The sequence below is a fragment of the Aestuariicoccus sp. MJ-SS9 genome (assembly GCF_032586235.1).
Classification (GTDB): domain Bacteria; phylum Pseudomonadota; class Alphaproteobacteria; order Rhodobacterales; family Rhodobacteraceae; genus Aestuariicoccus.
Window position 1 is genome coordinate 1 of the sequence record NZ_JAWHTD010000048.1, and the last position, 26,883, is coordinate 26,883.

Consider the following 26,883-nt stretch of genomic DNA (forward strand, 5'->3'; position numbering starts at 1 on the left):
TTCGCCGACCTGCACACGCCCACCACACAAAATCCCCGCCTTCAGTCCGCCTGAAGGCGTTGTTCAAACCCGACTAATTAGAAGCATGGCGGCGCTCACGGCCCATAGCAGACCTTAGCCACCACCTCAAAATGCTGCGGCGCGGCTCGCCATTGCCGACTTTCGCCGCAACGGCAAAATCAGATGGTGGGTGAATTCACACGGTGCGGGACTTAGCTGCCTTACGTTGCGTTGCGGAGCGCAAGAACGGTACGAACAACAGAAACGCGACGAAAACTGGAGTTTCAGGTAACGATTATTATTTCAGCCATGAAACTCAGTATGCGTTGTAGGAGATTTAGCTTTGTCGGCTCGTCGGCGTTGCGTGTGATTTTCTGTCGCTTCTTGGAGACTTCATGCAGTTTTAGGCACCTCTTTAGAATGTTCCCCAAGCAGGGGCGCTTGAAAATTTTCCTTTTTGAGAGCGCCTTCGCTGCGAAAACCAGGCATGAGAGCCGTTGGTTCTTCCGGAATATTCAGGCCCGGGGTCTTGGTGTACAACTCTGTCAGAAACTCGTGAAGATCGCGGACCCGCGCGGCTGCAACGCCCCCGGCGATGAGCGCTTTTTCGAACTCGGCGGCATCAAGTTTTCGAATTTCTGCTGTCAATTCGAAGCCAAGTTCAGGGCTGGCAAGGTTGAACAAAAAATCGTTGTCGGACAAACCGCCTGGCAGGTATGGCGGCAGGGCTAAATCCGGTCGGCCCAAGATGCTGCACAATATTCGAAACTGACCCATTGTATTGGCGGCAATCGACACATGGCCATCAGCGGTTTCGAAGGTGCTCGCGCCTGGACTGCCAACAAATCCTCGATTGCCCACACGGGGAGGTGCGGCGTCTGTCGCGATTGTCTGGGCATAGACGGTTGCCATCAGGAGCATCGCGCTGTCGACCATGGAAACATCAATCTCGATGTCCGATGTGTCGCCGTTTGCGCGGCGCAACAATGCCGCCAGAATCGCAGTGGCTGCCGACATGCCCGTTGCCGTATCGACGACCGGGAAACCGACTTTGACCGGTGGGCCCTCTGAGCCCTGCATCGCCATCATTCCCGTGGCGGCCTGGATTACATGATCGTAGGCCGGCACGGCAGACAGCTCTCCGGTTTGCCCCCATCCCGAGATGGAGCAGTAAATCACATCGGGGCGAACGCGGCGGATGTCTTTTGCAGATAGGCCGAGGCGCTCTGCGACACCGGGTCTGAAGTTTTCCACGAATACGTGGCAGGACTTGGCCAACGCGAGCAGATGATCCCGATCTTTTGCGACTTTCAGGTCCAACACGACCGACTTCTTTCCGGCGTTCAGGGCACGGAACGCTGGCGGTACCCCGTTTTGGTCTGGTTGTGTGCGCAGCGCACGCATGCCGTCGCCTTCCCCCGGACGTTCAACTTTGATCACCTCGGCCCCCATCATGCACAATTGATGCGTTGCCAACGGACCCGCGATGACGTGGGTCAGATCCAGTACTCTCACACCGTCAAGCGGCAAGTGCGAAGCGGGGGAAGTGGTGTTCGTCATTCAATGAACCTCTGCAAGTCCTCATCGATTTCATCCATGCGCCTGTCCAGTTTGGCCAGCAGCGCGCTTAACGTGTCCCGCTCCTCTTTGCTGAGAGCGTCATGAACGGCGACGCGGCGGCGATGCATGCTTGGTCGCATGCGCTCATAGAGGGCGCTTCCCTCCTGACTGAGTGAGAGCTTGCTGGCTCTTCGATCCTTGGGGTCAGGCGTGCTTTGCAAAAGGCCCTTGCTCAGCATCGTTTTCACTGTTCGGCTGATCAGAGAGTCGTCGGATTGCAGATATCTTGCGATTTCGGCGGCCGTGCCGGGGCCATAGGTCGCCAGCAGCATCAGAACCCTCCACTCTGACAGCGGCGGGCCCGACAATTCCCGCAGAACCCTTGACGCCTGAGATGCATGTCTCTGACTGAGCCGGGATATTTTGAACGTTACAGACTCCTGAAGGGGCTCATTCGTATCGAATGGTTTTGGCTGCTTTTGCTCCATAGGCGATCCCTCGATTCAGAGTTCAATACGAACATTTACCGGACATGTCCAGTAAAAGGTTGACTTGTCCGGTTTATTACTGTTACCGCTCCAACATGGAGATTTTGGGAGGAACTGCCATGAAAAAATTTCTCGCCCTTGGCGCAATTGCGCTTGGGTGTTCCATCGCGGCGACGGCGAGCCTCGCTGAAGACTGGACTCCGCCGGGGCCAATCACGATGCACATCGCGTTCCCCCCCGGGGGAGGCTCGGACAGCCAGGCGCGGCTGATCGCGGAAGAGCTGGAAACCCGCTACGGATGGACGATCACGCCGCAGAACACGCCCGGGAAAGCGGGGCTTATCATGGCTATGGAAATGCAGGATGCCCCGGCAGATGGCACCGTCTTTGGTTTGGGTATTTCAGAAGCACTTGACTACGGCATGGCAGACGGGACCGCAGGCATGACACCGGATGATGTGACGCCGATTGTCACCACGACGCTGGCGGAAGTTGCGTTCGTCGTGCCCGCCTCGAAAGGTTGGAAAACCTTCGACGATTTTGTCGCTGCTGCCATGACCGGCGAACCTATGAGAGTTGGCGCCATTACGCCAAAGATCGCTGATGTGACTTATCTGATGGGCAAAGAAGCCGGTATTGAGATGAACATCACGATGGTCCAGGGCGGGCGAGGGATGCTGAACGCGCTTTATGCTGGGGATCTTGACGCTGGATTTGTCGCTGGCGCTCATTCAAAGGGTGTCGAAGCCGGTGAACTGGTAGAGCTTGTTTCGGGCATGTCACGCCCACTGAGCCTGACGCCGGATGCGCCGTTGTTGGCCGATCTGGGCGTGCCGTTCAACCTTGATATCTATTTCATGTACTTCGGGCCAAAGGACATGGACGGCGCGGCTCAGGCCAATTTGGCACAGTCGATTTCGGAAATCGTGTTGGACGAGAGCACGAAAGCGGGCGCGCTGCTTGAAGCGAACTTCGGAGGTGCGGAGGCCATTTCGGGTGAGGCGCTCCAAGCCTTTATCGACAGCAGCTTTGTATCCGCCAAGGACCTGATGCAGGCGGCTTCCCAGTAGTTTTTGCCTCTAGGTCGTGCCAGCTCGCGTTGGCGCGACCAGCCGCCTTGTGAGGAAGTCCAGATGTACAGATTGAACATCTATATCGGAAGTGGCGCGGTGCTTTTGGCGCTTGTCGGTTTGTTCCTCTGGATTCCTCAGGACACAGGCACCGGCCTGATCGTTCGCGTCCGTCGGCAAGTCAGCATCGGGGACGCACTTGCGCCGACGATCGCCTTCACCCTGATGGCGATTGGCGGTGCGCTTCTGCTGATCGAGCGGCGAAAGCCTGTATCCACCGAGGTGAGGTTGGCGCCGTTCTTGCATACGGGCGCACTTGTCGCTGTCATCATCCTGGGTCTCTTGTTGATGCGACACGCCGGCCCAGGCTTTCTGCGCATCGCCGATTTGTTCGGTACCGAGCCGTCAGAATACCGCCTTTTGCGCGAAACCTTCCCATGGAAATACATCGGTTATTTTCTTGGCGGTGCCACGATGATTGGTGGAATGGCCTCTTTGTCCGCTGGACGCTTGCAGGCCCGGACAGTCCTGATTGCCAGCGCCGTGACAATCGGCTTGATCGCGCTCGTCGATCTGCCCTTCGATGATCTTTTGCTGCCGCCCAACGGTGATTATTAGTGCAGCCGCTGGACTACATCGCGGCCGGGATACAGGCGGTCATTTTTGGCCCGGCCGCTTTCGAACTGCTCGGTGTTCCAATCCCACTGACGCTGGTGATGGTCTTTGCTGGCGTGGTCACAGGCATCTTGGTTGGCGCAACGCCTGGTCTGGCCGGGCCGATGGCGATGGCGATTTCCCTGCCGATCCTGATTTCGTTCTTTGGATACAACGTCGAAGCCTTGCTGCCCGTTTTGGGGTTTCTGATTGGCATCATGAAAGGGGCGACGCTCGGAGGGGCGGTTCCAGCCATTCTGTTCAACACCCCCGGGACACCGGATGCCTATATGACCACATTGGATGGCTACCCTCTGACGAAGCAGGGCCAGTCCCGCAAGGCATTGAAGGTCGCACATCTGTCCTCTGTGTCTGGTGACACGTTTTCCGACATTGCGCTTTTCGTTTGCGCGCCATTCGTTGCCTTAATGGTTGAGCGGCATCTGGATTTTCCCGAGAAGACCGCGCTTCTGATCCTGTCGCTCAGTTTTATTGCGGCAGTTATCGGCGGCTCTCCTGGCAAAGGGCTGATTTCGGTCGCATTGGGATTGATTGCTGTTTTCATCGGCGGTGGCGAAGACTTCTATCCACGCCTGTCTTTGGGAACCGACGCCTTGGCGGGCGGGTTTTCAATTATGACGGCAATTCTGGGGGTATTAATCGTCGGCGCGGTCCTGAAAGAATACGAAGACCTCTGGCACAGAAGCAATCTGTCGGGAGCGCGTGAGCAAATTGTTGATCACGGCGACCAGCGTCTGTCCCGCGCGGAAATCCTGCGCATTGCGCCCTACATCGGCCAGTCGTCACTCGTGGGCACGATCATTGGTGCCCTTCCCGGCATTGGAACGACGCTGGCAGCGGCGCTTGGTTACCAACTGGGACGGGCGCGCTATGCGCGTCGTCGCCCGGAAGGAGCGCCAGACTTTGGGGAAGGGGCCATCGAGGGCGTGGCCGCGACTGAAGCCGCCAACAGTTCCGTATCCGGATCGAACTTGATCCCGGTGCTTGGCTTGGGCATCCCCGGCAATGCGGCGGCTGTCTTCATCATTCTCGCCACGGATTCAATCGGGGGGTTCTCCCCGGGACCTTCGGTCTTTCGCTTCAGTGAAAGCGTCGTGAACACCGAGCTCGTCTTGGTATTCGGATTGTTCACTGCGATGCTGTTTGCCAATTTCGTCAACTGGACGTTTGGCGGGGCGTTCATGCGGGCCGCGACAGTCATGGTAAAAGTGCCCAAACGCACCTTGCTGCCGGTTGTTTTGCTGCTGACCTTTACGGCTGTCTATGCTCAGGAACCAAGCATGAAGGCGCTCTGGTTTACCCTGGGCTTCGGAGTTTTGGGGTATCTGATGCGCAAGGTCGACATGTCTCCTCTGCCTTTCGTGATTGCTTTCGTTTTGGGAGGAAGCCTCGAGAACAGCGCGCGGCAGGCATTCTCTGCCACGGGCGGAGATCCTTATTTCCTGTTTTCCAGCTGGATCTCGATCTTGTTTCTGGCAGGGTCCGGTGTGACTGTTGTGCTCGCATTGCGGCAGAAGCGGACCGACAGCACGCAGGCATGACCATCGATGCCTATGCCGGGCCCGATAAGGCAGGCGCTTTCAAATCCGCCAACACGAACCACGCCACTCAAAAGGTTGCCCCTTGCCGCCAACATATACACCCCCACAGCATCGGTCAGTCTGGGTCATGAGCCGCCTTGCGGCGTTGCTGAGAAGCAGTCGGCCTCAATGCCGCACGAATGTCGGCTTCCAGTTCGACGCCCTGGCTGGTTGGCGAACGCCGCGAACGTCCGCTCCCCGCCCATCGAGTAGGATGGCGCGGTCTTGAGTTTTGGCCGGATTGGGCTCATCGCAGTCATCCAAGTATTTCCCTCAGATGATGGCTAAGTGCCGTTGAGCGGTCGTTCGGTCACAGACAGTCTAACCTTCAGCTCTCAACGACCGCTTTGCGCCGGAGCGGACGCTGGCGAAAAGTTGAGGAATGACCGGGTCGCGGACAAACCAGTCATGCGCCCCATCAGCCCCAATGGCGTTGAACGGCCCCTAGCCGAAATTGAACAGGATGCTCGAATGCAGCGTTCGCAGCCCGCATTTCTGCCATTCCCTGCGGCACAAAGTTGGAACGCGGTCAGTCTTTCATGTCTTGCGGCACAGTCGCCTTCGTTGGGTCCTGTTTCGTCTTGTCAAAACCAAGCACTGCGGATGGAATCTGTTTTTTCATTCGGAGCCAGAACACCCGCGGTGGTGACATCCAACGTTTCAAGAAGCGTGTTCTTTGCGACGGACAGGTGGTTGATTAAGGACGCCTCCGCCCGCTCCGCATCGCGCGCAATCAGAGCGTCGATGATTTCAAGATGTTCGATCATGGCCTGTTCGTTGCGGGCCTTCTCGTCTGTGCTACCCCAGCGGTAATGGTAGTGAAACAGAAAGAAGACCGCTTCCTGCAGGATCATCATGATCCGGTTGTCCGATGAGGTATTCAGCAGGCTGTGCAGTTGATTGTCCAAAGCAACGAAAGGCAGCGTCTCGCCGCCGATCGTGCCCAAAAGTTCAACATGGCGGGTGCGCAGACTTTGCAGGGCAGGCCAGAACGGATCGTGCGCTGGCAAGACGACCAGCGATGCTATGGATTTGACCTCCAGCATGCGCCTAAGGCTCAACATCTGGTCGATGAAATCGGAGCTGATGGGTTCGACCTCCCATTCCCGACCACGTAGTTTGCGGAAGAAGCCGAATTTCGCCAAACCGATCAGGAACTCTCGGACGTTCGACATCGGGATCTGATGCCGGGTGGCGATTTCGGCCTCGTCCAAGATATCCCCGGGCCGCAGCCTTTCGCGAATGATCCAGGTCATAAAGGCTGCCCGCAGGATTTCGGTGGTCTCAAGTACCTGGTTTCTGGGGTAATAGTCCGCCTGATCGATGCTGCGCGCGGCCCTGCCGATGCCCCCGGTCAGGATGCCCTGATCCTGTAGTCTGGCCAGAATGGAGCGGGCGGTTGTTCGGCTGACGTGCAAGTTCCGCGCCAGACCCGAGATGCTGTCGTACTCGCCGCCCGCAGCAAGAAAATCCAATGCCTCGTTATACTTGAGCCGGAAAGTACGCTGCGAGCGGGCCATGTCGCCTCTGTTGAGAATGCTGTTTTTTAATCATTAAAGACATTTGTCCTGTGGTCAACTCTCGCACATTTTATGGGCAGTTGGGCCACAGGAGGCCCGTTGTCTTTGGGAGGAATCATGAAAACCTTTTCGTTGAAAACCGCGATGATCGGGGCTGCCGTCACGCTGGCAAGCGTTGGCCCGGGGCTGGCGCAGGACTTGCTGAAATGGGGCCACACCTATGAGGTGGGCTCGGTCTATCACCAGGCCGCGCAGCGCACCGCCGACGCCTTTGAGGAAGCCACCGGCGGCAAGTACCAGATCGAGGTTTTCCCGGCTTCGCAGCTTGGTAACGAGGCCTCGCTGAACGAGGCGTTGTCGCTTGGTACGGTCGACATGATCTATTCTGGCCCCACCTTCATGTCGCAAAGCTATGGGCCCATCGTCGTGTCGGCCTATCCGTTCGCGCTGCGCGACTTCGATCACTGGAAAGCCTATGGCGAGTCGGATCTCTTCAAGGAATTGTCCGAGGGCTACACCAAAGCCACCGGCAACGTGCCTGTCGCGCTGACCTATTACGGCGCCCGCCACGTCACCTCAAACAAGCCCATCCTGACGCCCGCCGACATGGAAGGGCTGAAGATCCGCACCCCCGGCGCGCCCGCGTTCCAGTGGTTCCCGAAGGCCGCCGGTGCCAACCCGACGCCGATTTCCTTCTCTGAAGTCTATCTCGCGCTGCAACAAAAGGTCGTGGACGCTCAGGAAAACCCGCTGCCGACGATCCAGTTCAAGAAGTTCTACGAGGTGCAGACCAACATCAACCTGACAGGCCACATCACCAATTCGCTGATCACGCTGGTCTCGCCCGGCACCATCGCGCGTCTGGGTGACGATTACGCCACGCTCGAAGGTCTGATGCAGGAAAACGCGCTCTGGGCGTCGAACGAGATCGTGACCGCGGAGAACGAGCTGGCCGACTGGTTCCGCGCGCAAGGCGTCGCGGTAAACGAGGTCGACCGCGCGCCATTTATCCAGTTGATGGCCGACTACCTTGACACGCAGGATTTCCCCTTCTCCAAGGACATCTACGACCGCCTGCAGGCGATCGGTCAGTAAGCTACAAAAGACCCACCCGGCGGCATCGCGCCGCCGGGTGTTCCGCTTTTGTCATGGGGGAGAGGCGCCATGGGCGTAGATGACAAGATCGACGAATTGCTGGAGGCGCAGGAGCGCGAAGAGGCCCGGCATCTGGACGCGATGGATCTGGGCTGGCGCGATCTGCCGTCCCTGCTGCTCTTCGCGGCGCTCTTCATTACCGTCTTTTTGCAGTTCTTCACCCGATACGTGCTGAACGACTCGCTGTCATTCACCGAGGAACTGGCCCGCTACCTCCTTATCATCCTGACCTTTGTCGCCGGTATCCGCTGCCAACTGCGCGACAGCCATATCCGTCTGGAGTTCCTCGATGACTGGGCGGCGAAATATCTGGGCGCGCTGAAACTCTTTGCTCTGACGCTCAGCCTGATCTTCTTTTCGGTATCGTTCTGGTCGCTTTGGACGTTGATCAACCGAACCTGGTATCAGCAGATGATCTCGCTGCCGTTCCCGAAATACACCCTCTACTTCGTCGTACTGGCGGCCATTGCAATCACCATCGCGGTGCATCTGTGGCAGCTTTACCGCCTGATCCGGGGGCGCAAGCCATGACGATCCTTCTGCTCTTTGTCATCCTCTTCGGCCTGATGTTCCTGCGGGTGCCGATTGCTATCGCGCTCGGGCTGTCCTCGCTGGCCTATATCCTGATTTCGGACCAGCCCGTGGTGCTGCTGTTGCACCGGACCATCGGCGGCATGGACAGCTTCCCGCTGCTGGCCATCCCGTTCTTCATCTTCGCCGGCGGGCTGATGAATACCGGCGGCATCACAAGGCGCATCTTTGCCTTTGCGCGCGCGCTGGTGGGCTGGATGCATGGTGGTCTGGGCCACGTGAATGTCGGCGCCTCGATCATATTCGCCGGCATGTCCGGCGCCGCCGTCGCCGATGCGGGCGGGCTGGGCCAGATCGAGATCGAGGCGATGCGGGAAGCGGGCTATGACGACGATTTCTCGGTTGGGGTCACAGCCGCGTCGTCCACCATCGGACCGATCATCCCGCCCTCGCTGCCGCTGGTAATCTTCGGCGTCATGGCCTCGGCCTCCATCGGAGAGCTCTTTGTCGCGGGCATCATCCCGGGGCTGATGATGGCGCTGGCGCTGTCGGGCATGGTGTGGTGGATGTCGCGCCGCCGCGGATATCCTCGCGACACGGCTTTGGACATGTGCAACGTGTGGGCAACCTTCCGCGCTGCCTTTCTGCCACTGATGGCCCCGGTCATCATCGTCGGCGGCATTGCCTCGGGGGCCTTCACCCCGACCGAAGCTGCCGTCTGCGCCTCCGCCTATGCGCTGATACTGGGGCTTTTCGTCTACCGCACATTGAACCTGCGGCGGATCCTTGCGGTGTCTATCGAGACCATCGAGACGACCGCCGCGCTGATGTTGATCGTCGGCACCGCCAGCGTCTTTGGCTGGATTCTCACCGCGAACCAGGCCGCGGCGCTCTTTGCTGAAACCATGCTTGCCATGACCGAGAACAAGAACGTGATCCTACTGATCATCCTTGTTGTGGTGCTGATCGTGGGGCTCTTCATGGAGACCATCGCAGCAATCTCGATCCTCGTGCCCGTCCTGATGCCGGTGGCCGCGCAAGTGGGGATCGACCCGGTGCATCTGGGCATCATCGTGATCCTGAACCTGATGCTGGGCCTGCTGACGCCGCCCATCGGTATGGTGCTTTACGTGCTCTCGCGTGTCTCTGGGGTGCCCTTCAGACAATGCGTCACGGCGACGATGCCATTCCTGGTACCGCTTCTTGGCGTGCTCCTCCTGCTGACTTTCGTACCGCAGATCACCCTTTTCCTGCCTGAACTTCTCTACCGGAACTGACCCCGGCGACCTATCGAGGAGACTCCTAGATGATTGAAACCATGCGCTGGTTTGGCCCCGAAGATCCTGTGCCGCTTAGCCATATCCGTCAGGCTGGGGCGACGGGCATCGTGACGGCGATGCACGACATCCCGCTGGATCGGGCCTGGACGACCCCGGAGGTGCGCGCCCGCCGCGAGATAGTTGAGGCCGCCGGGATGGTCTGGACGGTGGTCGAATCCATCCCTGTGGCCGAAGAGATCAAGGCTACTGGCCTCAAGGCCGAGGAAGCGGTCGATACCTGGCTGGCCTCGCTGAACGCGGTCGCAGCGGCGGGCATCAAGACAATCTGCTACAACTTCTCCATCGGCGTTGATTGGGTGCGAACCGATACCGAATTCACCCTGCCGAACGGCGCGCAGGCGTTGCGGTTCGACGCGACAGCTTTTGCCGCCTTCGATCTTTTCATCCTGAAGCGCCCGGGGGCCGAGTCGGACTATTCCGCTCAACGGATCGCTGCCGCAGAACGCACCCATGCGGCCATGTCCGACGGCGCGCGAGAACGTCTGACCCAAGCCATCGTTGCCGGCTTGCCCGGTTCGATGATTGGCGCGGTTGGTCTGGATGCCTTTCGTGAAAAGCTGGCGTCTTATGAAGGGCTGACCAATCAAGGCATCCGCAAGAACCTGATCGACTTCCAGAGCGTGATCGTGCCCGAGGCCGAGCGTTTGGGCGTCGAACTGTCCATCCATCCCAACGATCCGCCGAAGAACCTCTTTGGATTGCCGCTGGCGGTCTCCACGCCAGAGGATTTCAAGACGATCTTCGAGGCGCACCCGTCACCCGCGAACGGGTTGACCTGGTGCCTCGGCTCTCTGTCGGTAGGTGATGCTGAAAACGCCATGCAGATCGGCCGCACCCATGCTAACCGTATCCGGTTTGCTCATTTGCGGGTGGTGCAGAAGGATGAGAGCGACCCGGATTGCTTTGAAGAGGCGGAACATCTGGGCGGTGCGGTCAGTCTGATTGAAGCGGTCGATATCCTTTTGCAAGAAGAAGACCGCCGCGCTGTCAGCGGCGCGCCCAAGCCGATCCCGATGCGCCCCGATCACGGCCACCGCATCGCCGACGATCTGACCCGCGCGGTCAACCCAGGCTACAGCTTCTACGGTCGGCTCAAAGGGTTGGCAGAGCTACGCGGCGCTGCGGCGGCGTTGCGTTATGCGCGTGCAGTCGCATGAGCGGCGCGGGTCCAAAGGTCCTTTTTGTCGGCGCTCTGACGCGTGACACGCTCTATCGCGTCGAGGATTTTTCGCGCGGGCCGGGCAAGTACCTGACCGAAGGCACGGTCAGCACCGCGTCGGGGATGGCGGCCAATGCGGCGACCGCGGCGGCGCGGCTGGGGGGGTGTCCCGCGCTTTGGGCAAGTGTGGGCGGCGACGCGCTGGCCCCGGCCCTGATTGCCGAGATCGCGGCCGAAGGCGTCGATTGCAGCTCTGTGCGGCGGGTGCCCGGCGGGCGCTCGGCATCGGCCACGATCATCGTGGACGGCACGGGCGAACGCTGGGTTCTGGTGGATTACGATCCGGTCACGCAACGCGCGCCCGAACTGTCCGAGGTCCCCGATATATCCAAATATGCCGCCGTCATGGTGGATGTACGCTGGCCCGATGCGGCGCGGAGCGCCCTGGTCAATGCCCGCGCGGCGGGCGTTCCTGCCGTGCTCGATGCCGATTTGGCTCCGGCAGAGGTCCTGACCGATCTCGCGCGTCACGCCAGCCATATCGTGGCCTCGGCCCCCGGCGCCGCGATCCTGAGCGACGGCGCGGCGCCCGAAGCCGCGGCGATGTGCATCGCCGAGACTTTCGGTTGTTTCGCCTGTGTCACGGATGGGGCGGCCGGCGCGTTCTTCGTCGATGGCCCGGATCGCCCCACGGTTCATATCCACAACCCCGAGGTTGCGGTGATCGACACGAACGGCGCGGGCGATGTTTTCCACGGCGCCTTCACACAGGTGCTGGCCGAAGGTCAGGGCACGGCGGACTGCATCCGCTTTGCCAGCGCCGCTGCCGCTTTGAAATGCACGGTTCTGGGCGGCCGTCTTGGTGCACCGAACCGCAAGAACACTCTCAAGCTGATGGACGAGACCTATCATGCAAGCTGCTGACCTGATCAAAGCCCTCCAGACCGTGCGTGTGGTCCCCGTGATCGACCCGAAGTCGCAGGCAGATTGTCTTGCGGCGGTTGACGCGCTGGCCGCGGGCGGGGCGACGGCCATCGAGATCACGCTGCGTTCGGACATTGCCTACGACACCTTGAAAGCCGTGCGTGCTTCGCATCCCGATATCGTTCTGGGTGCTGGTAGCGTGATGGACCCGGAGACCTATGAAAAGGCCGTGTCTATTGGCGCTGACTTCACCATCAGTCCCGGCCGCTGCTTGGCGCTGGAGGCGCATGTGGCGGGCAAGTCAGTCGCGCATGTTCCCGGCGTCGTTACGCCGACCGAGATCATTGCTGCCCGCCAGGCGGGCCAGACGCTTCTAAAGTTCTACCCCTCCGAAGCGGCGGGCGGTGCCTCCGCGCTTAAGGACCTGGGACGCATCTTCCCGGATGTCCTGATGATGCCATCCGGTGGAATCAAGGAGAGCAAGCTGCACGAATACGCAGCCCTTCCCGGCGTGCTCTCAGTTGGAGGGTCATGGATGTATGCCGAGGGTGGAAAATACCGATCGGCGCTCGATATGGGCAAGGTCATGGCGCAGTCCACCACTACGATGAGGGAATTTGACCGGAGTTGAATGCCAATAACTGCGCGGCGCCTGTGCTGGCTGCAACAAAGAATTCGGACCTAACTTTCTCCTAAGGAGCCTTGAAGACAGATATGAACAAACTTCTCAAATGTATCGCCGTGGTAGCGGCCTTATCGACTGCGACGCAAACACTTGCTCAGGAACCGCGCACGGAGAGGGTTCAATTTCCGGCCGGCCAGAGCAGAACGACCATCAATGCGAGCCTAACAGGCTACGAAAGCGTCGAATACCTACTTGGCGCACGTGCTGGGCAACGCATGGCCGTCGAGATGTTCCCGTCGAACCCGTCGACCTATTTCAACATCTTCGCTCCAGGCAATCGTCCTGGCCAAGGCGCTGCGATGTACGTCGCGGCGACGAATGGGCTGAGGTTTGACGGGGTCCTGCCGAGCAATGGCGACTATAGGGTGCAGGTCTTCATCAATCGGAACGCGGCACGCCGCAACGAGAGCACAAATTATACGCTGAACGTCAGCATTGGGGGCGCAGCACCGAGTCAGGATTTCGCTGACGGCCTCTCCGGTGGCCCTAACTTCTGGGAAGTTTTCGGTGTGTCTCAGAGCCTAAACGTGCGCGCCGCGCCGTCGACCAGCGCGCAGGTGGTGATGGGGCTGCTGAACGGCACCATAGTGCAGAACCGCGGCTGCCGCAGCAACGAAGGCCGGGTCTGGTGCCAGATCGCCCAGGTGGACGGAGGCGCGACAGGCTGGGCAGCAAGCCAGTATCTGCGCGAGGCTGCCGCGCCGTCGGCATCGACGCGCCCGGCCGTTAGTTCCGGAAACGTGATGCGTGTCGCTGGTGTGCCTTCCAATGATGTTCTGAATGTGCGTAGTGGGCCAGGCACCGGGAACCCCATCGTGGGCGCGTTGGCCAATGGCGATCCGGTCCGCGTGATGGGGTGCCAAAGCGTCGGCAATACGCGCTGGTGCGAAATCGAGATGATCACTGACATGCGGGAACGCGGCTGGGTCGCCGGCCGCTACCTGAGCGCGGCGGCAGCTTCTGCTCCAACCTCGAGCGTGTCGCCGGCCGAGCAGGCGTGTCTGCGCGCTGTGACTGTCGAGACGAACAATCCAGACGTCGTTTTGCTCAGCTCCAGCTTCTCTCAGGCAGGCACTGAAGTGATGGTTGGTGTCGGTCCGCAGCGGGCGCCCTGGCAGTGCATCGCCTACAGTGACGGTTCGACGACGCGTCCGATGTCGATGCAGAAATGAACAGTTCTCTAAGACACGGCCCGTTGCATGTTGATGCGTAGCGGGCCGTTCATTCTATCAATCCTCAAACAGAAGGAAGAACTCTATGAACAAGGTAACCGTCGGAATCATCGGAGTGGTTGTCGGTGCAGTTGGGGGTGCGGTCGTCGGAGGATCGCTCATCGGGGGCACGGCTGCTGGGATCGGGATTGGCACCGGGCTCAGCGCTGGCATCTGCTCGACGGTGCAGGCAGCGCAGGCCGAGGGTCTGGTGACGGCCGAACAGGTCGATCAGCTTCTCATGCGGGCCGCGCAGGAACTGGCCGGCACCGACGGGCTGCCCGAAGGCACGTCAATCGTGGGCGGCGCGGCGGAATGTGCGGAGGTGATGGAATCGCTAAAGGCTGCCGCAAATTGATCTATTTCGGTTGTGCGCGCGACTCGATCAGTTCAGTGCTGCACTGAAAGTGAAAACCGTGCGGCGGCGATTGTCAGTCGGAAAGACTGAAGTTTCCGCCGCACCGCAACGCAGGCCTGAAGCAAGCCAGCCCAAAGCTTGAGCGGCCGTTTATTCGCGCTAATTTGCTTGCGACATGAAAGACAAATTGACCTACTTCCCAAAGAGGAAACGCATGCTTCGCTTTCTCGCTGCCTTCTTCTTTGCGAAAGGGTCGGGCACCCCCGCAGAGTCTGAGAAGACCCTGCGCCTTTCTTGCCATCTGCTTCTGGCGTGCCTCTTCGTGACGATAACTGCGAGCGCAGTCCTCGCACAGTCCTCCCCCGACTGGTCGGGCCGCTGGGACACGTTCTGGCGTGACGGGGCGGCGGTAGTCGAGCTGCAGCAGGAAGGCAGCTCCGTGACCGGCACTTATGAGCCTGGCAGCGGTCGTATTGAGGGGCAGGTCGACGGGCAAATCTTGCGTGGCCGTTGGTTTGAGGATCAGGTCAGTGGGCAGCTAATCTTCGCAATCTCGGACGATGGCGGGAGTTTCACAGGACGCTTCGACACTGGAGAGTGGTGGAACGGACGCCGATCAGCCGGGGCAGGTGAGCGCCTGATTACTGGCGATGCATCTCCGCGGGAGACGCTCCAATCGATTGTCGCATCTGTGAGTGATTTCCTGATCGGCGGAGATGTGGACGCTCTGCGCTTTGCCCGGACTCTTCTTGAGTTCGAAGGAGGCGAAGCCCCGGCGAACACGCTGCGCCATCGCCAAGCGCTGCTTTGGGATATCATCGATATGTCGACCTTCCGGGTTTACGACGCGCCACCGCGTCCCGAAGCTGAAACCGCCGTGTTCACAATTGCGCTTGATGGCACCGAGGCGTCCTATGATTTGCAGTTCGTGCGAGCGAGCGATGGCGGCTGGCGGCTGATTGTAGAGGACACCGAAACTCTTTCCGCCGCCGTCAGGCGCTATCTCAACGCACTTGGCCAGCCCAATGTGGCTGCGGCCAAGACTACCATGGCGAATTCCCCGCGCGGCGTCATGCAACGGTTCCTGTTCGGGATTCATGATTGGGACGGGGCGGGACGGGAAGCGGTTCTGTCGACGCTGGACCTGTCCTTGCTGCCTGACCACCTGCACAGTGCCGAAGGACCATTGCTGGCGGACTATCTGAAGAACGTCCTCGACCGCGCCGGTTTTGTCTTCCTTCAGGAGATTCCCAACAATCCAAATCGGACAACGCCCTATGTCCACTATGCGCATCCTGTTGGGGACATCGTCATCGCGCGGATGCCGGCGGAGGACGAAGATGCGCCCGACCGATGGGCTTTCGATGCAGAAACACTGCGCAACTTGCCTGCGCTCTATTCGGCCATGCAAAGCCTTCCAATGGCTGAAGGCATCCCGCCGAGCCAACCGCTGACGCAGTTCTTCTCTCTGCGAGAGCGTATCCGGGATACGTCCCCAGCCCTACTGAACCGCGCTGTGGTGATAGAGAACTGGCAATGGCTGGCGATCCTGCTGATGGTTGTGGCTGCCGCCGTTTTGGTTGCACTTCTCGGTCTTCTGGCACCAAAGACACGGGCCGAAGCCGACGATGACGCAGCCGATGCACCCACTCTTCAAAGCAAAGGTTTGGTTCAGGCGGTAAGGCTGACCCTCGGCAGTCTGGTCCTTGTTTGGGGCTTCAGCATAATTGGGATCATTGAGACGCCGCTCGCCGCGCTGCACACGCTCGTCTCTGCAGCGGCGGTCATAGGGGCGACCTGGTTCGCAGTCCTCGCGACCGGCATGATAGGAGCCTTCTTCCAGCGCAGAGCCGCCACCACTGTGAGCTATGCAGATGAGATCGTAACTGCGATGGCGATCGGCATAATCAAACTGACCTTGATTACGGTAGGTCTGCTTCTGCTCGCAGAAATCGTCGATCTTCCCTACGAGGGCGTTCTGGCGGGTTTGGGTGTTGGTGGCCTCGCCCTGGCATTTGCCGCACGCGAGACGGTGTCCAACGTACTCGGCGGAATACTCCTCCTCACCGACCGACCCTTCCGGCGTGGCGATCTGATCGAAACACACGGTCAACTCGCAACGGTCGAGACAGTTGGCATCCGATCCACGCGGCTAAAGCGGCTCGACGACACCGTGATGATTATCCCAAACGCACAGTTGAGCGATCAGGTCATCGTGAACTGGGGATTGCGCGCACGCCGCCGGATCGACCTTTCCATTGGCCTGACCTACGACACGCCTCGCTCGCTCTTGGATCAGTTCATCGAAGAACTGCGCGCCGTAATGTTGCGGCAACCGAGCACTGACGCCAAAGACTGCTATGTGGGGCTAAAGGACTTTGGAGAGTCCGCGATAGAGATCGAGTGCCGGTGTTTTGTATTCGTCTCCAACTACGACGATCAGGTGGAGGTGCGCTCTGCCCTTGTCGCCGACATCGTAGGTCTGGCGAAGCAGGTTGGGGTGAGCTTCGCCTTCCCGACCAGGACGATTCAAATTGTCAAAGAAGAGACGTGAAACCGAGGAGTGTCGCTGATCACTCCAGCAAAGATGTTGAGTCGGCACTGTCACGGCAACTAGGAGTGGCCGTCAGCATCTTCCGAATGCGTCCTCAGGCCGCCACGATCTCTCGCCAGTCGTCCGAGGCCCTGGCGCGAAGGATTTTCAGTGTGCGGCGAGAAATCAGATGGCGTTGGACGTTGAAGTGGTTTGAGATGGCGGTGTGCGCAGACAGGAAGCGCTGAGCCGATCCGGGCGACTTGAACCCAATTTGCTGCCGCTCTCGGCGTCGAGTGGGCTGATGTGAAACCTCTGCCCGGTTGTTCGACCGCCCGCCCGTCACGTGCCGATCGGCCAGGTTCAACTCGCGCAAGGCGGCACCGTAGGACCGAAGCCGGTCCGTCACGATCTCATCAGGCACATAGCCTTGCCGATTCAGCAATTTTCGCAACAATTTCAGGGCTGCTTTCCGGTCCCGCTTCGATTGGACCAGGATGTCGAGAACCTCACCCTCGTCGTCGACAGCACGCCAGAGATAGACGATCTTGCCACCGATCTTGAGGAAGACTTCATCCAGGTGCCATCGATCGGAGGGCCGAGGTCGGCGACAGCGGAGCTGCTGAGCGTAGATGCGGCCGAACTTCAGCGCCCATCGCCGAACGGTCTCGTAGGACACGTCGATGCCCCGTTCGGCAAGCATGTCCTCGACATCGCGATAGCTCAGTGCAAACCGGAAGTAGAGCCAGACGGCATGCTGAATGATCGCCGGAGGGAACCGGTGGCGGTGGAGGTTGTCAGTAAACTTAGCATCCGCTATGGCTCGTTGCCGCCTTGCGGCAGTGCAGAACTAATCGCGGTTTCAACCTCGTCTCAATGTCAGCTCTCACTAAAACCGCCGGGTCGCATCGCGGTTACAGCTAACGGATGCTTCCCGCCCTTTCCTCCGGCTTCTGCGTCGGCGCAGCCGGAAGTAATGCGCTGGAAACGAGCTAGGCCGACTTCCGCCGCGTCTGCATGCCTGACAGGATTTCCGCCGCGATCTCGAAGGACCGTACCCGTGCGGTGTGGTCATGGATCATGCCGGTCAGCATCAGTTCGTCGGGGTGGTAGGTGTTCAGCAGGGTCCGAAGCTGGCTTTGGACCGTTGATGGCGACCCCGAGACCGAAACCGACAAGGCAGCCTCGACCTGGGCGCGCATCTCCGGTGGAACCTCTGCCGCGATATCCGTGGTCGGGCGCGGAAGCTTTCCGGGCTTGCCGCTTCGCAACCGTGCGAAGGCCAGGACCTGGGAGCTGCGCAGATAGGAGGCCTCGTCGTCGGTGTTGGCGGCGCAGACGCCCGCGGCCATCATGAAATAGGGCTGAGCCAGCCATTTCGATGGCCGGAATGTCTCGCGATAGGTCGCAATGGCCTCTTCCAGCATCGCCGGAGCGAAATGCGATGCGAAGGCATACGGCAATCCGAGATAGGCCGCCAGCTGCGCTCCGTAGAGGCTCGATCCGAGAATCCAGACCGGGACATGCGTTCCGGTTCCTGGAATGGCGCGCACGCGGGTCTGGTCGGTGGGCTCGTCGAAGTATTTCAGCAGCTCGACGACATCCTGGGGAAAGCTGTCCTCCTGCTCCATGTGGCGCCTAAGGGCACGCGCAGTCGCCATGTCGGTTCCCGGCGCGCGGCCGAGGCCAAGGTCGATCCGGCCGGGGTAGAGCGTCGCCAACGTTCCGAACTGCTCGGCTATGACCAGCGGTGCATGGTTCGGAAGCATGACTCCGCCTGCACCGACGCGCAGGGTGCTCGTCGCGCCGGCAACATGGCCGATGACGATGGATGTCGCCGCACTCGCGATGCCGGGCATGTTGTGATGTTCTGCCAGCCAGTAGCGATGATACCCGAACCGCTCCGCAGCGCGGGCCAGATCCACGGTGTTCGCCAACGCCTCGGCGATGGAGTGTCCCTCGGGAACGGGAGAAAGATCGAGCAGTGAGAAATGGTACATCGGGTTTTCTGATTCTCTACAGGCAGGTATGGCCGGCAAGAGGCAGAAGGGATCTTCAGGCGCAGCGGTCATCTCCGACCGCTATTTTCCGCGAATGCCGTAACGAAGCGCCGGGTCTTGAGGACTTGCTTGACCGTGCGACACTCAGTAATTAGACACAACTACACCAAGCGGGCATGGTGAAATGGTATCACACGAGCCTTCCAAGTAAGTGAATTAACTTTCACTTGGTTGCATGGTGTTGCTAAGAGTATCATTTTGTTGAACTATGTATTTCATGATGTAGCGTTTGGCTACACACGGTATCATACTGCTTCCGACAAAAAACTGACAAAATGCCCAAGCTCACAGAGACCTTCGCCCGCAAGGTTCCGCAGACAAAATCCGGCACCGACAAGCACTGGGACAGCGAGGTCAAGGGCCTCGTGCTCTTCGTCGGTAAGCGCTCGAAGACCTGGTACTTCCAGAAGGACGTGGGCGGTCAGACCAAACGTGTCCTGATCGGGCGTTTCCCGGTCATCTCGGCCCAGGCTGCGCGGCAGACGGCCCTCGGCTTCGCGCTGGAATGGGGCAGGGGAGCCGGCAAGAAGATCCAGATCGGGGCGCCAACCCTTGAGGCCGCGATGGAAGCCTACCTGGTCCGCCCTAAGCTGCGCAGCCAGAGCTACAAGGACGGTGTTCGAGCCTCGCTGGATTTGCACCTGAAAGATTGGCTCAGACTGCCGATCGACGAGATCACCAAGTCGATGGTCGTGCGTCGGCACCAGGAACTGGGTGCCCATCCGGTTGGGGCCAATCGCGTCCTGCGGATGTTTCGGTCGATCTGGAACCACGCCCGGCGAACCTACGACCTGCCAGAGAGCCCGACGATGGCGATCGAGTGGTACGAGGAAAAGCCAAACGGAACGATCATAGAAGATCTGCGCGAATGGCGGGACGAGGTCGATGGCTTGTACAACCCGATCCATAAGGTCTTCTACGAGATGGCCCTGTTCACCGGGTTCCGAAAAACCGAGTTAATGACCCTCGAATGGAAGAACGTGCATGAGGACTACATCCACCTACCCATGACAAAGAACGGGCGCAGCTTCGATCTCCCGATCGTGCAATGTCATCATGAGATCCTGGCACCTCTGCGCGGGCTGAGCCGCAAATGGGTGTTCCCATCGCCGAAGGCGCCGAGCGGGCATCTGACCGGACCGCAGCGGTTCAAGTGGAGCCCGCATGCACATCGCAGGACCTTCGCCACGGTGGCGATGGAGGCCGGCGTTCTCGAAGAGATCGTCGGGCGGCTGTTGAACCACACGCCGCTGTCGATTACCGGACAAAGGTACATGAAACCTTCTCTCGATGCGCTGAGGCCGGCGATGGGGACGGTCTGCAATCAATTGCAAAAGAGGATCGGCCGTTGAAATCGGAATATTTTTGGCGCTTGGCCACCTTTGATGAATTCAGGCCGTACTAGCCGCCAAGTGGATTCCGCCAACCGCAGCCAAACCGTCATTTTTCCTGCGCCACGTGATGCCTGGGGTATCGGGCTATGGACTCTGCGCTCCGTTCACGCCAACAAAAACGGCGCACAGCGTATGGGTAGAAGCGATGAAGAGACGGTTCCGCCTCGGGCCGCCGAAGGTGAGGTTGGCCACCATCTGAGGAAGTTTGATTCGGCCAAGCGGATTGCCCTCTGGATCGAACACCCGAACGCCATCCTGCGCGGATGACCAAAGATTGCCCTGATCGTCAAAGCGGAAGCCGTCTGGAACGCCGGGGGAAACCTCAGCGAAAACTGCTCCTCCCTTGAGATTGTTCGTATCTGTCACGTCAAACGTACGGATATGGTGCGGTCCGTCAGGATCGTGCGAAAAGCCGCTATCGGCAACGAGCAGGCGCGTCTCGTCGGGCGAAAAGGCGAGCCCATTGGGTTTGACGAAATCGTCGGCAACAACGGTAATCTCGCCGGATGCCGGGTCGACGCGGAAGACAAAGCAGCCCTCTTGCTCGGGTTCGGCCTTGAACCCTTCGTAGTCGGAGAGAATCCCATAAGTCGGATCGGTGAACCAGATCGTGCCATCCGATTTCACGACCACATCGTTGGGCGAGTTCAGGCGCTTGCCCTGGTAGCTGTCGGCAATCACGGTGATTTTGCCGTCGGGTTCGGTGCGCGTCACCCGCCTAGTACCATGCTCGCAGGTGACAAGTCGTCCTTCACGGTCGCGGGTGTTGCCGTTCGCGAAGTTCGATGCCGCCCGAAATACCCCAACGCCCTGGTCGGGGGTCCAGCGCAGCATTCGATTATTGGGAATGTCCGACCAAATGAGGCATCCAAGGTCGTTGAACCACACTGGCCCCTCGGCCCAGCGGCAGCCGTCAAACAGGACTTCGACCTCTGCGATGGGTAAGGTCATGTCGCGGAACCGCGGGTCGTAATATTCGTATGCATCCCCAACCAAAGCCATAGTAGTCCTCCTATGCCCTTTGCCTGCCACCGCTTGCCGCGACGATCACGCCAATAATGATAAGCCCGGTCAAAACAAGGCGCACGCCAGCACCTGCTCCGAATGTGTTGAGCATAGTCACGAGGAGGAACAGAAAAAGCGCAGCGCCCCAAAGGCCCGGTACGTTGGCATATCCGCCCGCGACGGAGGTTCCCCCTATCACCACCACGGCGATGGAACTCAGAAGGTATTCCTCGCCCATGTTGAGCGCGGCTCCACCGGAGAACCCGGCCAAAACGAAACCGCATAGGCCGGCCAGCATCGCGCTGGCCATGTAGGTGGCGGCGCGGATACGCTCCACCTTGATTCCCGCAAGGTGCGCCGCACGCGGGTTTTGGCCGATGGCGATCACACCTCGCCCGTAAATCGTCCGCGTCAGGACAACATGGCCGATCACCGCCAGCAGGATCACGACCACAGCAATGACCGGAATCCCAGCGACTTTTGCGGTGGTAAAATCGGCCAATGGCGTGGGCGGTTTCACACGCAAGCCGCGGTTCCACCAGATCGCCGCGGACTGGAATATGAAGCTTGACGACAGGGTCGCGATTATTGGCGGGATACTCAGAAGACGGATCAAGCCGTAGTTGACTGTTCCCACGGCCAACCCAATCGCCATGGCCAGCGCCAGACCAATCGGGATCATCGAGGCACTGCCTGCCATCGTTTTCATTGCCACGGTAGCAGCAAGGGTCATGCAGGCCGGAATGGACAGATCGACATTGCCCGGTCCCAAAGTGATGACGAACATCTGACCAAGTGCGACGATTACGAAAAAGGAGCCAAAGGTGAGCGCCGCCGAGAGAACCGCTCCGGACCCGGTGCCGCCCGTGTAGACGGCGGTTGCGCCCCAAACGAGGACTGCGCCGCCCCAGGCCCAAAGCCATGGTTGGCGTCCGATGGTCGACAGCGCCCTCATCGTTTTGCCTCCGTCCGACTGATGAGAACGCGCAATGCCAGAACGACAATCAGGATGGCGCCTTGCGCGCCGATCTGCCAATCCGGATTGAGCCGCAGAAAGGACAAGAAAGAGCCTGCCAGTGCGAGCGTCATCGCCCCGATGACCGCGCCGGTGGGAGACACTCGCCCACCCACAAACTCCCCGCCGCCGAGGATTACACCGGCGATTGAAAGCAATGTATAGCGCAACGCGATGTTTGCGTCAGCGGACGTGGTCAAGCCTACAAGGGCCATGCCGGATAGCACTCCGAAAAGGCCGGCCAGCGCGAACATCGCCATCTTGATCTTGAGCAGCGACCATCCGGCGCGCTCCAGAGATTTGGGATTGCCGCCTGCGCCCCGCAACACGGTGCCAATCGCCGATCGCACAAGAAATAGATGGACAAGCCACGCAATCGCCACAGACGCGATGATCGGGAAAGGCAGGTAAGGCGGCTTCAAAGTCATCAGACTGCGCAAATAGTCCGGAGCCGCGCCGCCCGGCGTCGGCAGAACCAGAACAGCAAGGCCAAGCCACACGAAAGACATGCCAAGTGTCACGACAATGGATGGCAGGTTGCGCAGGTGGATCACCGCCCCCAGCAACCCATAGGCAAGAATCAAGCTAAGGAGCGCCGCGACGCCCAGGAGCGGCGTGTCGTGCAGCCAGGTCGCAGTGATGCAGGCAACGAGGCTCACGAAGCCGCCGATTGAGAGGTCGAGTTCGTTGACACAAAGGATGAACATCTGAGCGATGGTCGCGAGAGCAATCGGCACCGCGAGGTTCAGTAGCAGGTTCAGTCCGAAATAGCTCATGGTGCGAGGCTGAAGCCAAAAGATGGCAATCAGCAGGGTCGCGAGCGACAACGGGGGCAGCAGGCTGCGCAGCAGGCGCGGTGAGAGCAGCGCGCTCATTCGTCCGCCCGGAACGAGGCGTGTAGCACCCGCTCCTCCGTCATCTCGGCCCGCGGCAGGTCCGCCACGATCGCCCCCTCCCGGAAAACATAGACGTGGTCGCAATTGCGCAGCTCATCCATCTCGGTCGTGTACCACAGGAAGGTACGCCCTTTCGCTGCCTCTTCACGGATCATGCTGTAGACCTCCTGCTTGGTGCCCACGTCCACGCCGCGCATAGGGTCGTCCATGACAATTATGCTCGCCGGAGAACCGAGCGCTCTGGCAAAGAGGGCCTTTTGCTGATTTCCGCCGGAAAGCGACAAGATCGGCTGGTCAACGTCCGGTGTGCGGATGCCGATATGGTCTTTCCATCCCTCTGCAAAGGAATGAGCCCGGCAATGGTTCAGCAAGACCCCGTCGAGAAACTGCCGAAGCGAACCAATGGAGATATTCTCGGCAATTGACCAAAGCGGAAAGACCCCGTCGCTTTGCCGGTCTCCGGCCACCAGAGCCACCTCTCCCGTCACATTCGATCCTAGGCTCTGGTCGAAGACCTGGACCAGCAATTCGGTTTGCCCTTGACCCGAAAGACCGGCAAGGCCGACCACTTCTCCTTTGTGCGCTGAAAGTGTCATGCTTCTGTCGATGTTCGGCTTCGCTCTCACGACCAAAGGCGAGGTCTCGCGTATCGAGGCTGCAGACACGGTATCAGTCGGGGCATCTTCGGCGACGCTACCCATGGCAGACACCAGAGAATTCCGGTCGAATGCCTTTGCCAAATCCAAGGTGACAATTCCGCCATCGCGCATAACGGCGATGCGGTCGGACGTGTCCAGGATCTCCCCCAGCAAGTGCGAAATCAGAACGCATGTCCCACCGCGTTCGACATAGCGGCGGACGTGATCGAGAAGCTTGCTCGCCGCGACCCCGTCGAGTGAAGAGGTTGGTTCGTCAAGAATGACGACGCGCGCTTCGGCATCCGTGACTGCAAACGCGCGCGCGATCTCGACCATCTGGCGCCTCGCGATCGACAGATCCCCGACTACGTCATCGGTGGAGATGCTGTGACCGGGAAACACCTCGTCAAGCATCGTTCCGATCAGATTCCGCGCCGCTTTGCGCCAGCCTATACCAGCAATCGCAGGATGCGAGATGCGTGCGTTCTCTGCCACAGTCAGATTGGGGCAGAGCGACAGTTCCTGATAGACGCAACGCACGCCATGCTGCATTGCCGTTTGCGGTGAGTACCCGCGGGTCAGGTCCGTGCCTCCGATCTTGATCGTGCCGCCATCGGGCAAGAGGTTGCCCGACAATACGCTCATTAGAGTCGACTTGCCCGCGCCATTGTGGCCGACCAGCCCCATGCATTCACCGGGCATCAGCTCAAGCGTCACGCCATCCAGAGCCCGAACGGCGCCAAAATTCTTTTCGACGCCGTCCAGTTGAATGATCGGGTTGCGTGCCGCGACCATGCGCATAACCCAGCCAGCGGCGCTTACATCGCCTCGGCGATCACCGCCTTGGCATCATCGAGGGAATACTCGACATTGGCTACGCCACCTTCCTCGGTATTTGCGAGGTTTTCCTCGAGATTGTCCTGATCGATGCGCAGGAAAGGTACGGTTAGATCCTTCGGCACATCGGCGCCGTCCAGCACTTGCTGCGCCACCCAGAAGGCCAATGTCGAGACACCCGGCGCAATTGAGACCGACATGGTCTCGTAGCCGTTGGCATCCTTCTGTTCCTTCCACCAGGTCAGCTCGTCATGTCGGTTGCCCATGACGATCACCGGCATGTCGCGCCCCGAGGCCGCGATGGCCTGCGCCGCGCCGTAGCCGTCGCCGCCCTGGGTCACAACGCCGACGATGTCCGGCAGCGAGGGCAGGATGCCGGCCACTGCCTTCTGCGCAACGTCCTGCGCCCAGTTGCCGTGAACCGATCCGACGATTTCGAACTTGCCGGTGTCGGCCACACCCTCATGGATGCCTGCGCTAATCTCGTCATCGACGAAAACCCCGGCTAGGCCGCGGATTTCCAGCAGGTTCCCACCATCCGGAAGACGGTCGGCTAAGTAGAGCACCTCGTCCTTGCCCATCTGTTTGAAATCGACCGCGATACGCCAGGCGCAAGGCTCTGTGACAATCCCGTCGAAAGACACGACCGTTACCCCGGCATCGCAAGCCTCGCGCACGGCGCCGTTCAGACCTTCGGGCGACGCGGCGTTGATCACGATCGCGTCATAGCCCTGCAGGATAAGGTTCTGGATCTGCGCGGCCTGTTCTGTGACCTGGTTCTCGGCCGTGGTAAAGGCATCTGCCTCCGCAACCACGCCGTCTTCGACGGCCTGGCCCGTCACTTTTTCCCAGCTGCGCAGCATTGCTTGCCGCCAAGAATTGCCCGCATAGTTGTTGGACAGCGCAATACGCTTGTCCGCCGTGTCTGCGAAGGCGACTGTTGCCCCCAAGGCGGCGACCAGCGCCACGCTTGAAAGTAAAGCCGATTTTCCGAAATGGGTCATGGGTCTCCTCCCCCTTGATCTCACCCAACCGAAGGCTGCAGAATTTTCCGGCTCCGTTGCAAAGACCGCATCGCTCGCCCTCACGCATGCTGCGCCTAACGTTGGACTTCAAATTCCTATCGGTTCTGAAAGTCGCATTTATGATTTTTATCAATTCATCGCCTCGGCTGTCGGCGTCTACCAAGCTCTCGAAATATTCTCCCCGGCGGATTTTTGGTTAAAAAGGTCAGCCTACGCACGAACGGCGGTTTCCGCCGGTACTAGACGTTCGCCGAAATCGACGCTGTGACCGGAGCTGGGACGAAGGCGCCATTTCGCCAACTCTTATCCATACTCCCCTGTCGATCACGGGCCAGCGATATACCAGGCCATCGATCGAAGCGCTGAGGCCGGCGATGGAGACGGTTTGCGGTGAACTGAAAAGTCGCCTCGCCGCGCCTAGGCTCTCCACGACCGACCTTGGATAGTTTCGGAACCTCTGCCGCTATGTCCTCCCCCAAGTAATCCAAATTCCCAAACAGACTTGCGGGGGCCAAAAATCAAAGTAATACTGATTCTAGGAGCCGGTCCTCTGACAAGATCAGCCGTCCGGTTTCGAGTTCGGCATGTGCCGGCGTTTCGCCCGCCTTGCTGCGCGTCTAGGGCCTCGCTTTTCGCGAGTGCCTTATCCGTTGCAGCCGGCCTTCGGGTCGCAAGGTGAGACGTATGAACATGGCACGACAAAACATCCTCAGAAAAACTGACTCCAGCGATGGGTATTCCCCTCATTGGCTGATGACGCGCGGCGATGTTGCACGGGTCTTCGGCTTGAGCAAACGGTGGCTGGAAGTGGCTGCCTGCCGGGGCGAAGGCCCGCCGATCGTGCGCATTTCTTCCCGGATGGTGCGCTACAGGTTCCGTGACGTTGAAGAGTGGATCGCGTCTCAGGTTGATCATGGTTCTGGTGGGGAGGTCTCGAAATGACCGCCCCTCGGAAACCTGTGTTTGAACCGCTACTGACCATCCAGGACGTGGCAGGTGTTTTGAAATGTTCGGCGAAGACCGTCCAGCGCCGCATCGAGACCGGTGATCTGCCCGTTGTACGTGATGGCCGGATGATCCGCGTGCATCCTGCGGACCTCGATCGATACATCAGGCAACGGCGGGGGATGTGACTGATGGTGTCCCCTAAAGTCCTGATAAGTAACGCTTTCCAAGCATCTCGGGAAACTGTGCCTATCAGTCTGAGCGGAGGATTGTCTGCTA

Annotated in this window: 26 protein-coding genes; 16 read left to right on the plus strand and 10 right to left on the minus strand. The window is 59.7% G+C overall.

Annotated features, from left to right (window positions below; translation table 11 throughout):
• Positions 1–393: 393 nt before the first annotated feature.
• Both RXV88_RS20185 and RXV88_RS20190 read right to left on the minus strand, forming a co-directional pair.
• Positions 394–1,560, minus strand: a complete 1,167-nt coding sequence (locus RXV88_RS20185; RefSeq protein WP_316295299.1) for a CoA transferase — start codon at positions 1,558–1,560, stop codon at positions 394–396.
• On the minus strand, positions 1,557–2,048 hold the full coding sequence (locus tag RXV88_RS20190; RefSeq protein ID WP_316295300.1) for a MarR family winged helix-turn-helix transcriptional regulator: 492 nt from the start codon (positions 2,046–2,048) through the stop codon (positions 1,557–1,559). The genes RXV88_RS20185 and RXV88_RS20190 overlap by 4 nt, the downstream gene beginning before the upstream one ends.
• A gap of 119 nt (positions 2,049–2,167) precedes the next feature.
• Here RXV88_RS20190 and RXV88_RS20195 point away from each other — a divergent pair, with 119 nt between their 5' ends.
• From RXV88_RS20195 to RXV88_RS20205, 3 genes are all read left to right on the plus strand, one after another.
• Complete coding sequence (locus tag RXV88_RS20195) at positions 2,168–3,118, plus strand: Bug family tripartite tricarboxylate transporter substrate binding protein (protein ID WP_316295301.1); 951 nt, start codon at positions 2,168–2,170, stop codon at positions 3,116–3,118.
• Positions 3,119–3,181: 63 nt separating this feature from the next.
• Positions 3,182–3,736 (plus strand): hypothetical protein, encoded by a 555-nt coding sequence (locus tag RXV88_RS20200; protein WP_316295302.1) that lies wholly within the window; start codon positions 3,182–3,184, stop codon positions 3,734–3,736.
• Complete coding sequence (locus RXV88_RS20205) at positions 3,736–5,334, plus strand: tripartite tricarboxylate transporter permease (RefSeq protein WP_316295303.1); 1,599 nt, start codon at positions 3,736–3,738, stop codon at positions 5,332–5,334. Before RXV88_RS20200 ends, RXV88_RS20205 begins: the two co-directional genes overlap by 1 nt.
• A gap of 623 nt (positions 5,335–5,957) precedes the next feature.
• Here RXV88_RS20205 and RXV88_RS20210 read toward each other — a convergent pair.
• A complete protein-coding gene (locus tag RXV88_RS20210; RefSeq protein ID WP_316295304.1) occupies positions 5,958–6,893 on the minus strand; it encodes a GntR family transcriptional regulator in 936 nt (311 codons plus the stop codon).
• 117 nt (positions 6,894–7,010) lie between these two features.
• Here RXV88_RS20210 and RXV88_RS20215 point away from each other — a divergent pair, with 117 nt between their 5' ends.
• The 9 genes from RXV88_RS20215 to RXV88_RS20255 all read left to right on the plus strand — a co-directional run bounded on the left by RXV88_RS20215 (position 7,011) and on the right by RXV88_RS20255 (position 16,810).
• Positions 7,011–7,988, plus strand: a complete 978-nt coding sequence (locus RXV88_RS20215) for a sialic acid TRAP transporter substrate-binding protein SiaP (protein WP_316295305.1) — start codon at positions 7,011–7,013, stop codon at positions 7,986–7,988.
• Between the two features lie 69 nt (positions 7,989–8,057).
• Positions 8,058–8,579: a TRAP transporter small permease gene (locus tag RXV88_RS20220; protein WP_316295306.1), complete on the plus strand. Its 522-nt coding sequence runs from the start codon at positions 8,058–8,060 to the stop codon at positions 8,577–8,579.
• Positions 8,576–9,856 (plus strand): TRAP transporter large permease, encoded by a 1,281-nt coding sequence (locus tag RXV88_RS20225; protein WP_316295307.1) that lies wholly within the window; start codon positions 8,576–8,578, stop codon positions 9,854–9,856. Before RXV88_RS20220 ends, RXV88_RS20225 begins: the two co-directional genes overlap by 4 nt.
• A gap of 29 nt (positions 9,857–9,885) precedes the next feature.
• The gene (uxuA, locus tag RXV88_RS20230) at positions 9,886–11,076 is read left to right on the plus strand and encodes a mannonate dehydratase (protein ID WP_316295308.1); all 1,191 of its coding nucleotides are present in this window, start codon (positions 9,886–9,888) and stop codon (positions 11,074–11,076) included.
• Positions 11,073–12,002 (plus strand): PfkB family carbohydrate kinase, encoded by a 930-nt coding sequence (locus RXV88_RS20235; protein ID WP_316295309.1) that lies wholly within the window; start codon positions 11,073–11,075, stop codon positions 12,000–12,002. Before uxuA ends, RXV88_RS20235 begins: the two co-directional genes overlap by 4 nt.
• Positions 11,989–12,633 (plus strand): bifunctional 4-hydroxy-2-oxoglutarate aldolase/2-dehydro-3-deoxy-phosphogluconate aldolase, encoded by a 645-nt coding sequence (locus tag RXV88_RS20240; RefSeq protein WP_316295310.1) that lies wholly within the window; start codon positions 11,989–11,991, stop codon positions 12,631–12,633. The genes RXV88_RS20235 and RXV88_RS20240 overlap by 14 nt, the downstream gene beginning before the upstream one ends.
• Positions 12,634–12,716: 83 nt before the next feature.
• On the plus strand, positions 12,717–13,859 hold the full coding sequence (locus RXV88_RS20245; RefSeq protein ID WP_316295311.1) for an SH3 domain-containing protein: 1,143 nt from the start codon (positions 12,717–12,719) through the stop codon (positions 13,857–13,859).
• An 85-nt stretch (positions 13,860–13,944) separates the two neighbouring features.
• Positions 13,945–14,256, plus strand: coding sequence for a hypothetical protein (locus RXV88_RS20250; RefSeq protein ID WP_316295312.1), 312 nt, complete (start codon positions 13,945–13,947; stop codon positions 14,254–14,256).
• A 175-nt stretch (positions 14,257–14,431) separates the two neighbouring features.
• Entirely contained in the window at positions 14,432–16,810 is a 2,379-nt protein-coding gene (locus RXV88_RS20255; protein ID WP_316295313.1) for a mechanosensitive ion channel family protein, read from the plus strand.
• A gap of 94 nt (positions 16,811–16,904) precedes the next feature.
• Here RXV88_RS20255 and RXV88_RS20260 read toward each other — a convergent pair whose 3' ends face one another.
• Together RXV88_RS20260 and RXV88_RS20265 are read right to left on the minus strand one after the other, a co-directional pair.
• Positions 16,905–17,609, minus strand: coding sequence for an IS6 family transposase (locus tag RXV88_RS20260; protein ID WP_316295324.1), 705 nt, complete (start codon positions 17,607–17,609; stop codon positions 16,905–16,907).
• A gap of 172 nt (positions 17,610–17,781) precedes the next feature.
• Complete coding sequence (locus RXV88_RS20265; protein WP_316295314.1) at positions 17,782–18,789, minus strand: LLM class flavin-dependent oxidoreductase; 1,008 nt, start codon at positions 18,787–18,789, stop codon at positions 17,782–17,784.
• A gap of 335 nt (positions 18,790–19,124) precedes the next feature.
• Here RXV88_RS20265 and RXV88_RS20270 point away from each other — a divergent pair, with 335 nt between their 5' ends.
• Positions 19,125–20,201 (plus strand): integrase family protein, encoded by a 1,077-nt coding sequence (locus RXV88_RS20270; RefSeq protein ID WP_316295315.1) that lies wholly within the window; start codon positions 19,125–19,127, stop codon positions 20,199–20,201.
• Between the two features lie 126 nt (positions 20,202–20,327).
• Here RXV88_RS20270 and RXV88_RS20275 read toward each other — a convergent pair whose 3' ends face one another.
• The 5 genes from RXV88_RS20275 to RXV88_RS20295 form a co-directional block, all read right to left on the minus strand.
• The gene (locus RXV88_RS20275) at positions 20,328–21,194 is read right to left on the minus strand and encodes an SMP-30/gluconolactonase/LRE family protein (RefSeq protein ID WP_316295316.1); all 867 of its coding nucleotides are present in this window, start codon (positions 21,192–21,194) and stop codon (positions 20,328–20,330) included.
• A gap of 61 nt (positions 21,195–21,255) precedes the next feature.
• A complete protein-coding gene (locus RXV88_RS20280) occupies positions 21,256–22,203 on the minus strand; it encodes an ABC transporter permease (RefSeq protein WP_316295317.1) in 948 nt (315 codons plus the stop codon).
• Complete coding sequence (locus RXV88_RS20285; RefSeq protein WP_316295318.1) at positions 22,200–23,138, minus strand: ABC transporter permease; 939 nt, start codon at positions 23,136–23,138, stop codon at positions 22,200–22,202. Before RXV88_RS20285 ends, RXV88_RS20280 begins: the two co-directional genes overlap by 4 nt.
• A complete protein-coding gene (locus RXV88_RS20290; protein ID WP_316295319.1) occupies positions 23,135–24,598 on the minus strand; it encodes a sugar ABC transporter ATP-binding protein in 1,464 nt (487 codons plus the stop codon). The genes RXV88_RS20285 and RXV88_RS20290 overlap by 4 nt, the downstream gene beginning before the upstream one ends.
• Before the next feature lie 17 nt (positions 24,599–24,615).
• A complete protein-coding gene (locus RXV88_RS20295; RefSeq protein ID WP_316295320.1) occupies positions 24,616–25,638 on the minus strand; it encodes an ABC transporter substrate-binding protein in 1,023 nt (340 codons plus the stop codon).
• On the opposite strand from RXV88_RS20295, the gene RXV88_RS20300 reads away from it, so the two are divergent.
• The 3 genes from RXV88_RS20300 (at position 25,637) to RXV88_RS20310 (ending at position 26,792) form a co-directional block, all read left to right on the plus strand.
• Entirely contained in the window at positions 25,637–25,927 is a 291-nt protein-coding gene (locus RXV88_RS20300) for a hypothetical protein (protein ID WP_316295321.1), read from the plus strand. The two genes, RXV88_RS20295 and RXV88_RS20300, sit on opposite strands and share 2 nt — an antisense overlap.
• Before the next feature lie 416 nt (positions 25,928–26,343).
• Entirely contained in the window at positions 26,344–26,601 is a 258-nt protein-coding gene (locus RXV88_RS20305; RefSeq protein ID WP_316295322.1) for a helix-turn-helix domain-containing protein, read from the plus strand.
• Positions 26,598–26,792: a helix-turn-helix domain-containing protein gene (locus RXV88_RS20310; RefSeq protein ID WP_316295323.1), complete on the plus strand. Its 195-nt coding sequence runs from the start codon at positions 26,598–26,600 to the stop codon at positions 26,790–26,792. The genes RXV88_RS20305 and RXV88_RS20310 overlap by 4 nt, the downstream gene beginning before the upstream one ends.
• Positions 26,793–26,883: the final 91 nt, after the last annotated feature.

Bases quoted from the DNA above. Each gene is read 5' to 3' on its own strand.
- RXV88_RS20280 (WP_316295317.1), bottom strand. From the start codon at position 22,203: ATGAGGGCGCTGTCGACCATCGGACGCCAACCATGGCTTTGGGCCTGG.
- RXV88_RS20200 (WP_316295302.1), top strand. From the start codon at position 3,182: ATGTACAGATTGAACATCTATATCGGAAGTGGCGCGGTGCTTTTGGCG.
- RXV88_RS20255 (WP_316295313.1), top strand. From the start codon at position 14,432: ATGAAAGACAAATTGACCTACTTCCCAAAGAGGAAACGCATGCTTCGC.
- RXV88_RS20210 (WP_316295304.1), bottom strand. From the start codon at position 6,893: ATGGCCCGCTCGCAGCGTACTTTCCGGCTCAAGTATAACGAGGCATTG.
- RXV88_RS20185 (WP_316295299.1), bottom strand. From the start codon at position 1,560: ATGACGAACACCACTTCCCCCGCTTCGCACTTGCCGCTTGACGGTGTG.
- RXV88_RS20220 (WP_316295306.1), top strand. From the start codon at position 8,058: ATGGGCGTAGATGACAAGATCGACGAATTGCTGGAGGCGCAGGAGCGC.
- RXV88_RS20295 (WP_316295320.1), bottom strand. From the start codon at position 25,638: ATGACCCATTTCGGAAAATCGGCTTTACTTTCAAGCGTGGCGCTGGTC.
- RXV88_RS20290 (WP_316295319.1), bottom strand. From the start codon at position 24,598: ATGCGCATGGTCGCGGCACGCAACCCGATCATTCAACTGGACGGCGTC.
- RXV88_RS20195 (WP_316295301.1), top strand. From the start codon at position 2,168: ATGAAAAAATTTCTCGCCCTTGGCGCAATTGCGCTTGGGTGTTCCATC.
- RXV88_RS20310 (WP_316295323.1), top strand. From the start codon at position 26,598: ATGACCGCCCCTCGGAAACCTGTGTTTGAACCGCTACTGACCATCCAG.
- RXV88_RS20265 (WP_316295314.1), bottom strand. From the start codon at position 18,789: ATGTACCATTTCTCACTGCTCGATCTTTCTCCCGTTCCCGAGGGACAC.
- RXV88_RS20240 (WP_316295310.1), top strand. From the start codon at position 11,989: ATGCAAGCTGCTGACCTGATCAAAGCCCTCCAGACCGTGCGTGTGGTC.
- RXV88_RS20225 (WP_316295307.1), top strand. From the start codon at position 8,576: ATGACGATCCTTCTGCTCTTTGTCATCCTCTTCGGCCTGATGTTCCTG.
- RXV88_RS20215 (WP_316295305.1), top strand. From the start codon at position 7,011: ATGAAAACCTTTTCGTTGAAAACCGCGATGATCGGGGCTGCCGTCACG.
- RXV88_RS20190 (WP_316295300.1), bottom strand. From the start codon at position 2,048: ATGGAGCAAAAGCAGCCAAAACCATTCGATACGAATGAGCCCCTTCAG.
- RXV88_RS20300 (WP_316295321.1), top strand. From the start codon at position 25,637: ATGGGTCTCCTCCCCCTTGATCTCACCCAACCGAAGGCTGCAGAATTT.
- uxuA (WP_316295308.1), top strand. From the start codon at position 9,886: ATGATTGAAACCATGCGCTGGTTTGGCCCCGAAGATCCTGTGCCGCTT.
- RXV88_RS20275 (WP_316295316.1), bottom strand. From the start codon at position 21,194: ATGACCTTACCCATCGCAGAGGTCGAAGTCCTGTTTGACGGCTGCCGC.
- RXV88_RS20305 (WP_316295322.1), top strand. From the start codon at position 26,344: ATGAACATGGCACGACAAAACATCCTCAGAAAAACTGACTCCAGCGAT.
- RXV88_RS20250 (WP_316295312.1), top strand. From the start codon at position 13,945: ATGAACAAGGTAACCGTCGGAATCATCGGAGTGGTTGTCGGTGCAGTT.
- RXV88_RS20245 (WP_316295311.1), top strand. From the start codon at position 12,717: ATGAACAAACTTCTCAAATGTATCGCCGTGGTAGCGGCCTTATCGACT.
- RXV88_RS20270 (WP_316295315.1), top strand. From the start codon at position 19,125: ATGCCCAAGCTCACAGAGACCTTCGCCCGCAAGGTTCCGCAGACAAAA.
- RXV88_RS20285 (WP_316295318.1), bottom strand. From the start codon at position 23,138: ATGAGCGCGCTGCTCTCACCGCGCCTGCTGCGCAGCCTGCTGCCCCCG.
- RXV88_RS20235 (WP_316295309.1), top strand. From the start codon at position 11,073: ATGAGCGGCGCGGGTCCAAAGGTCCTTTTTGTCGGCGCTCTGACGCGT.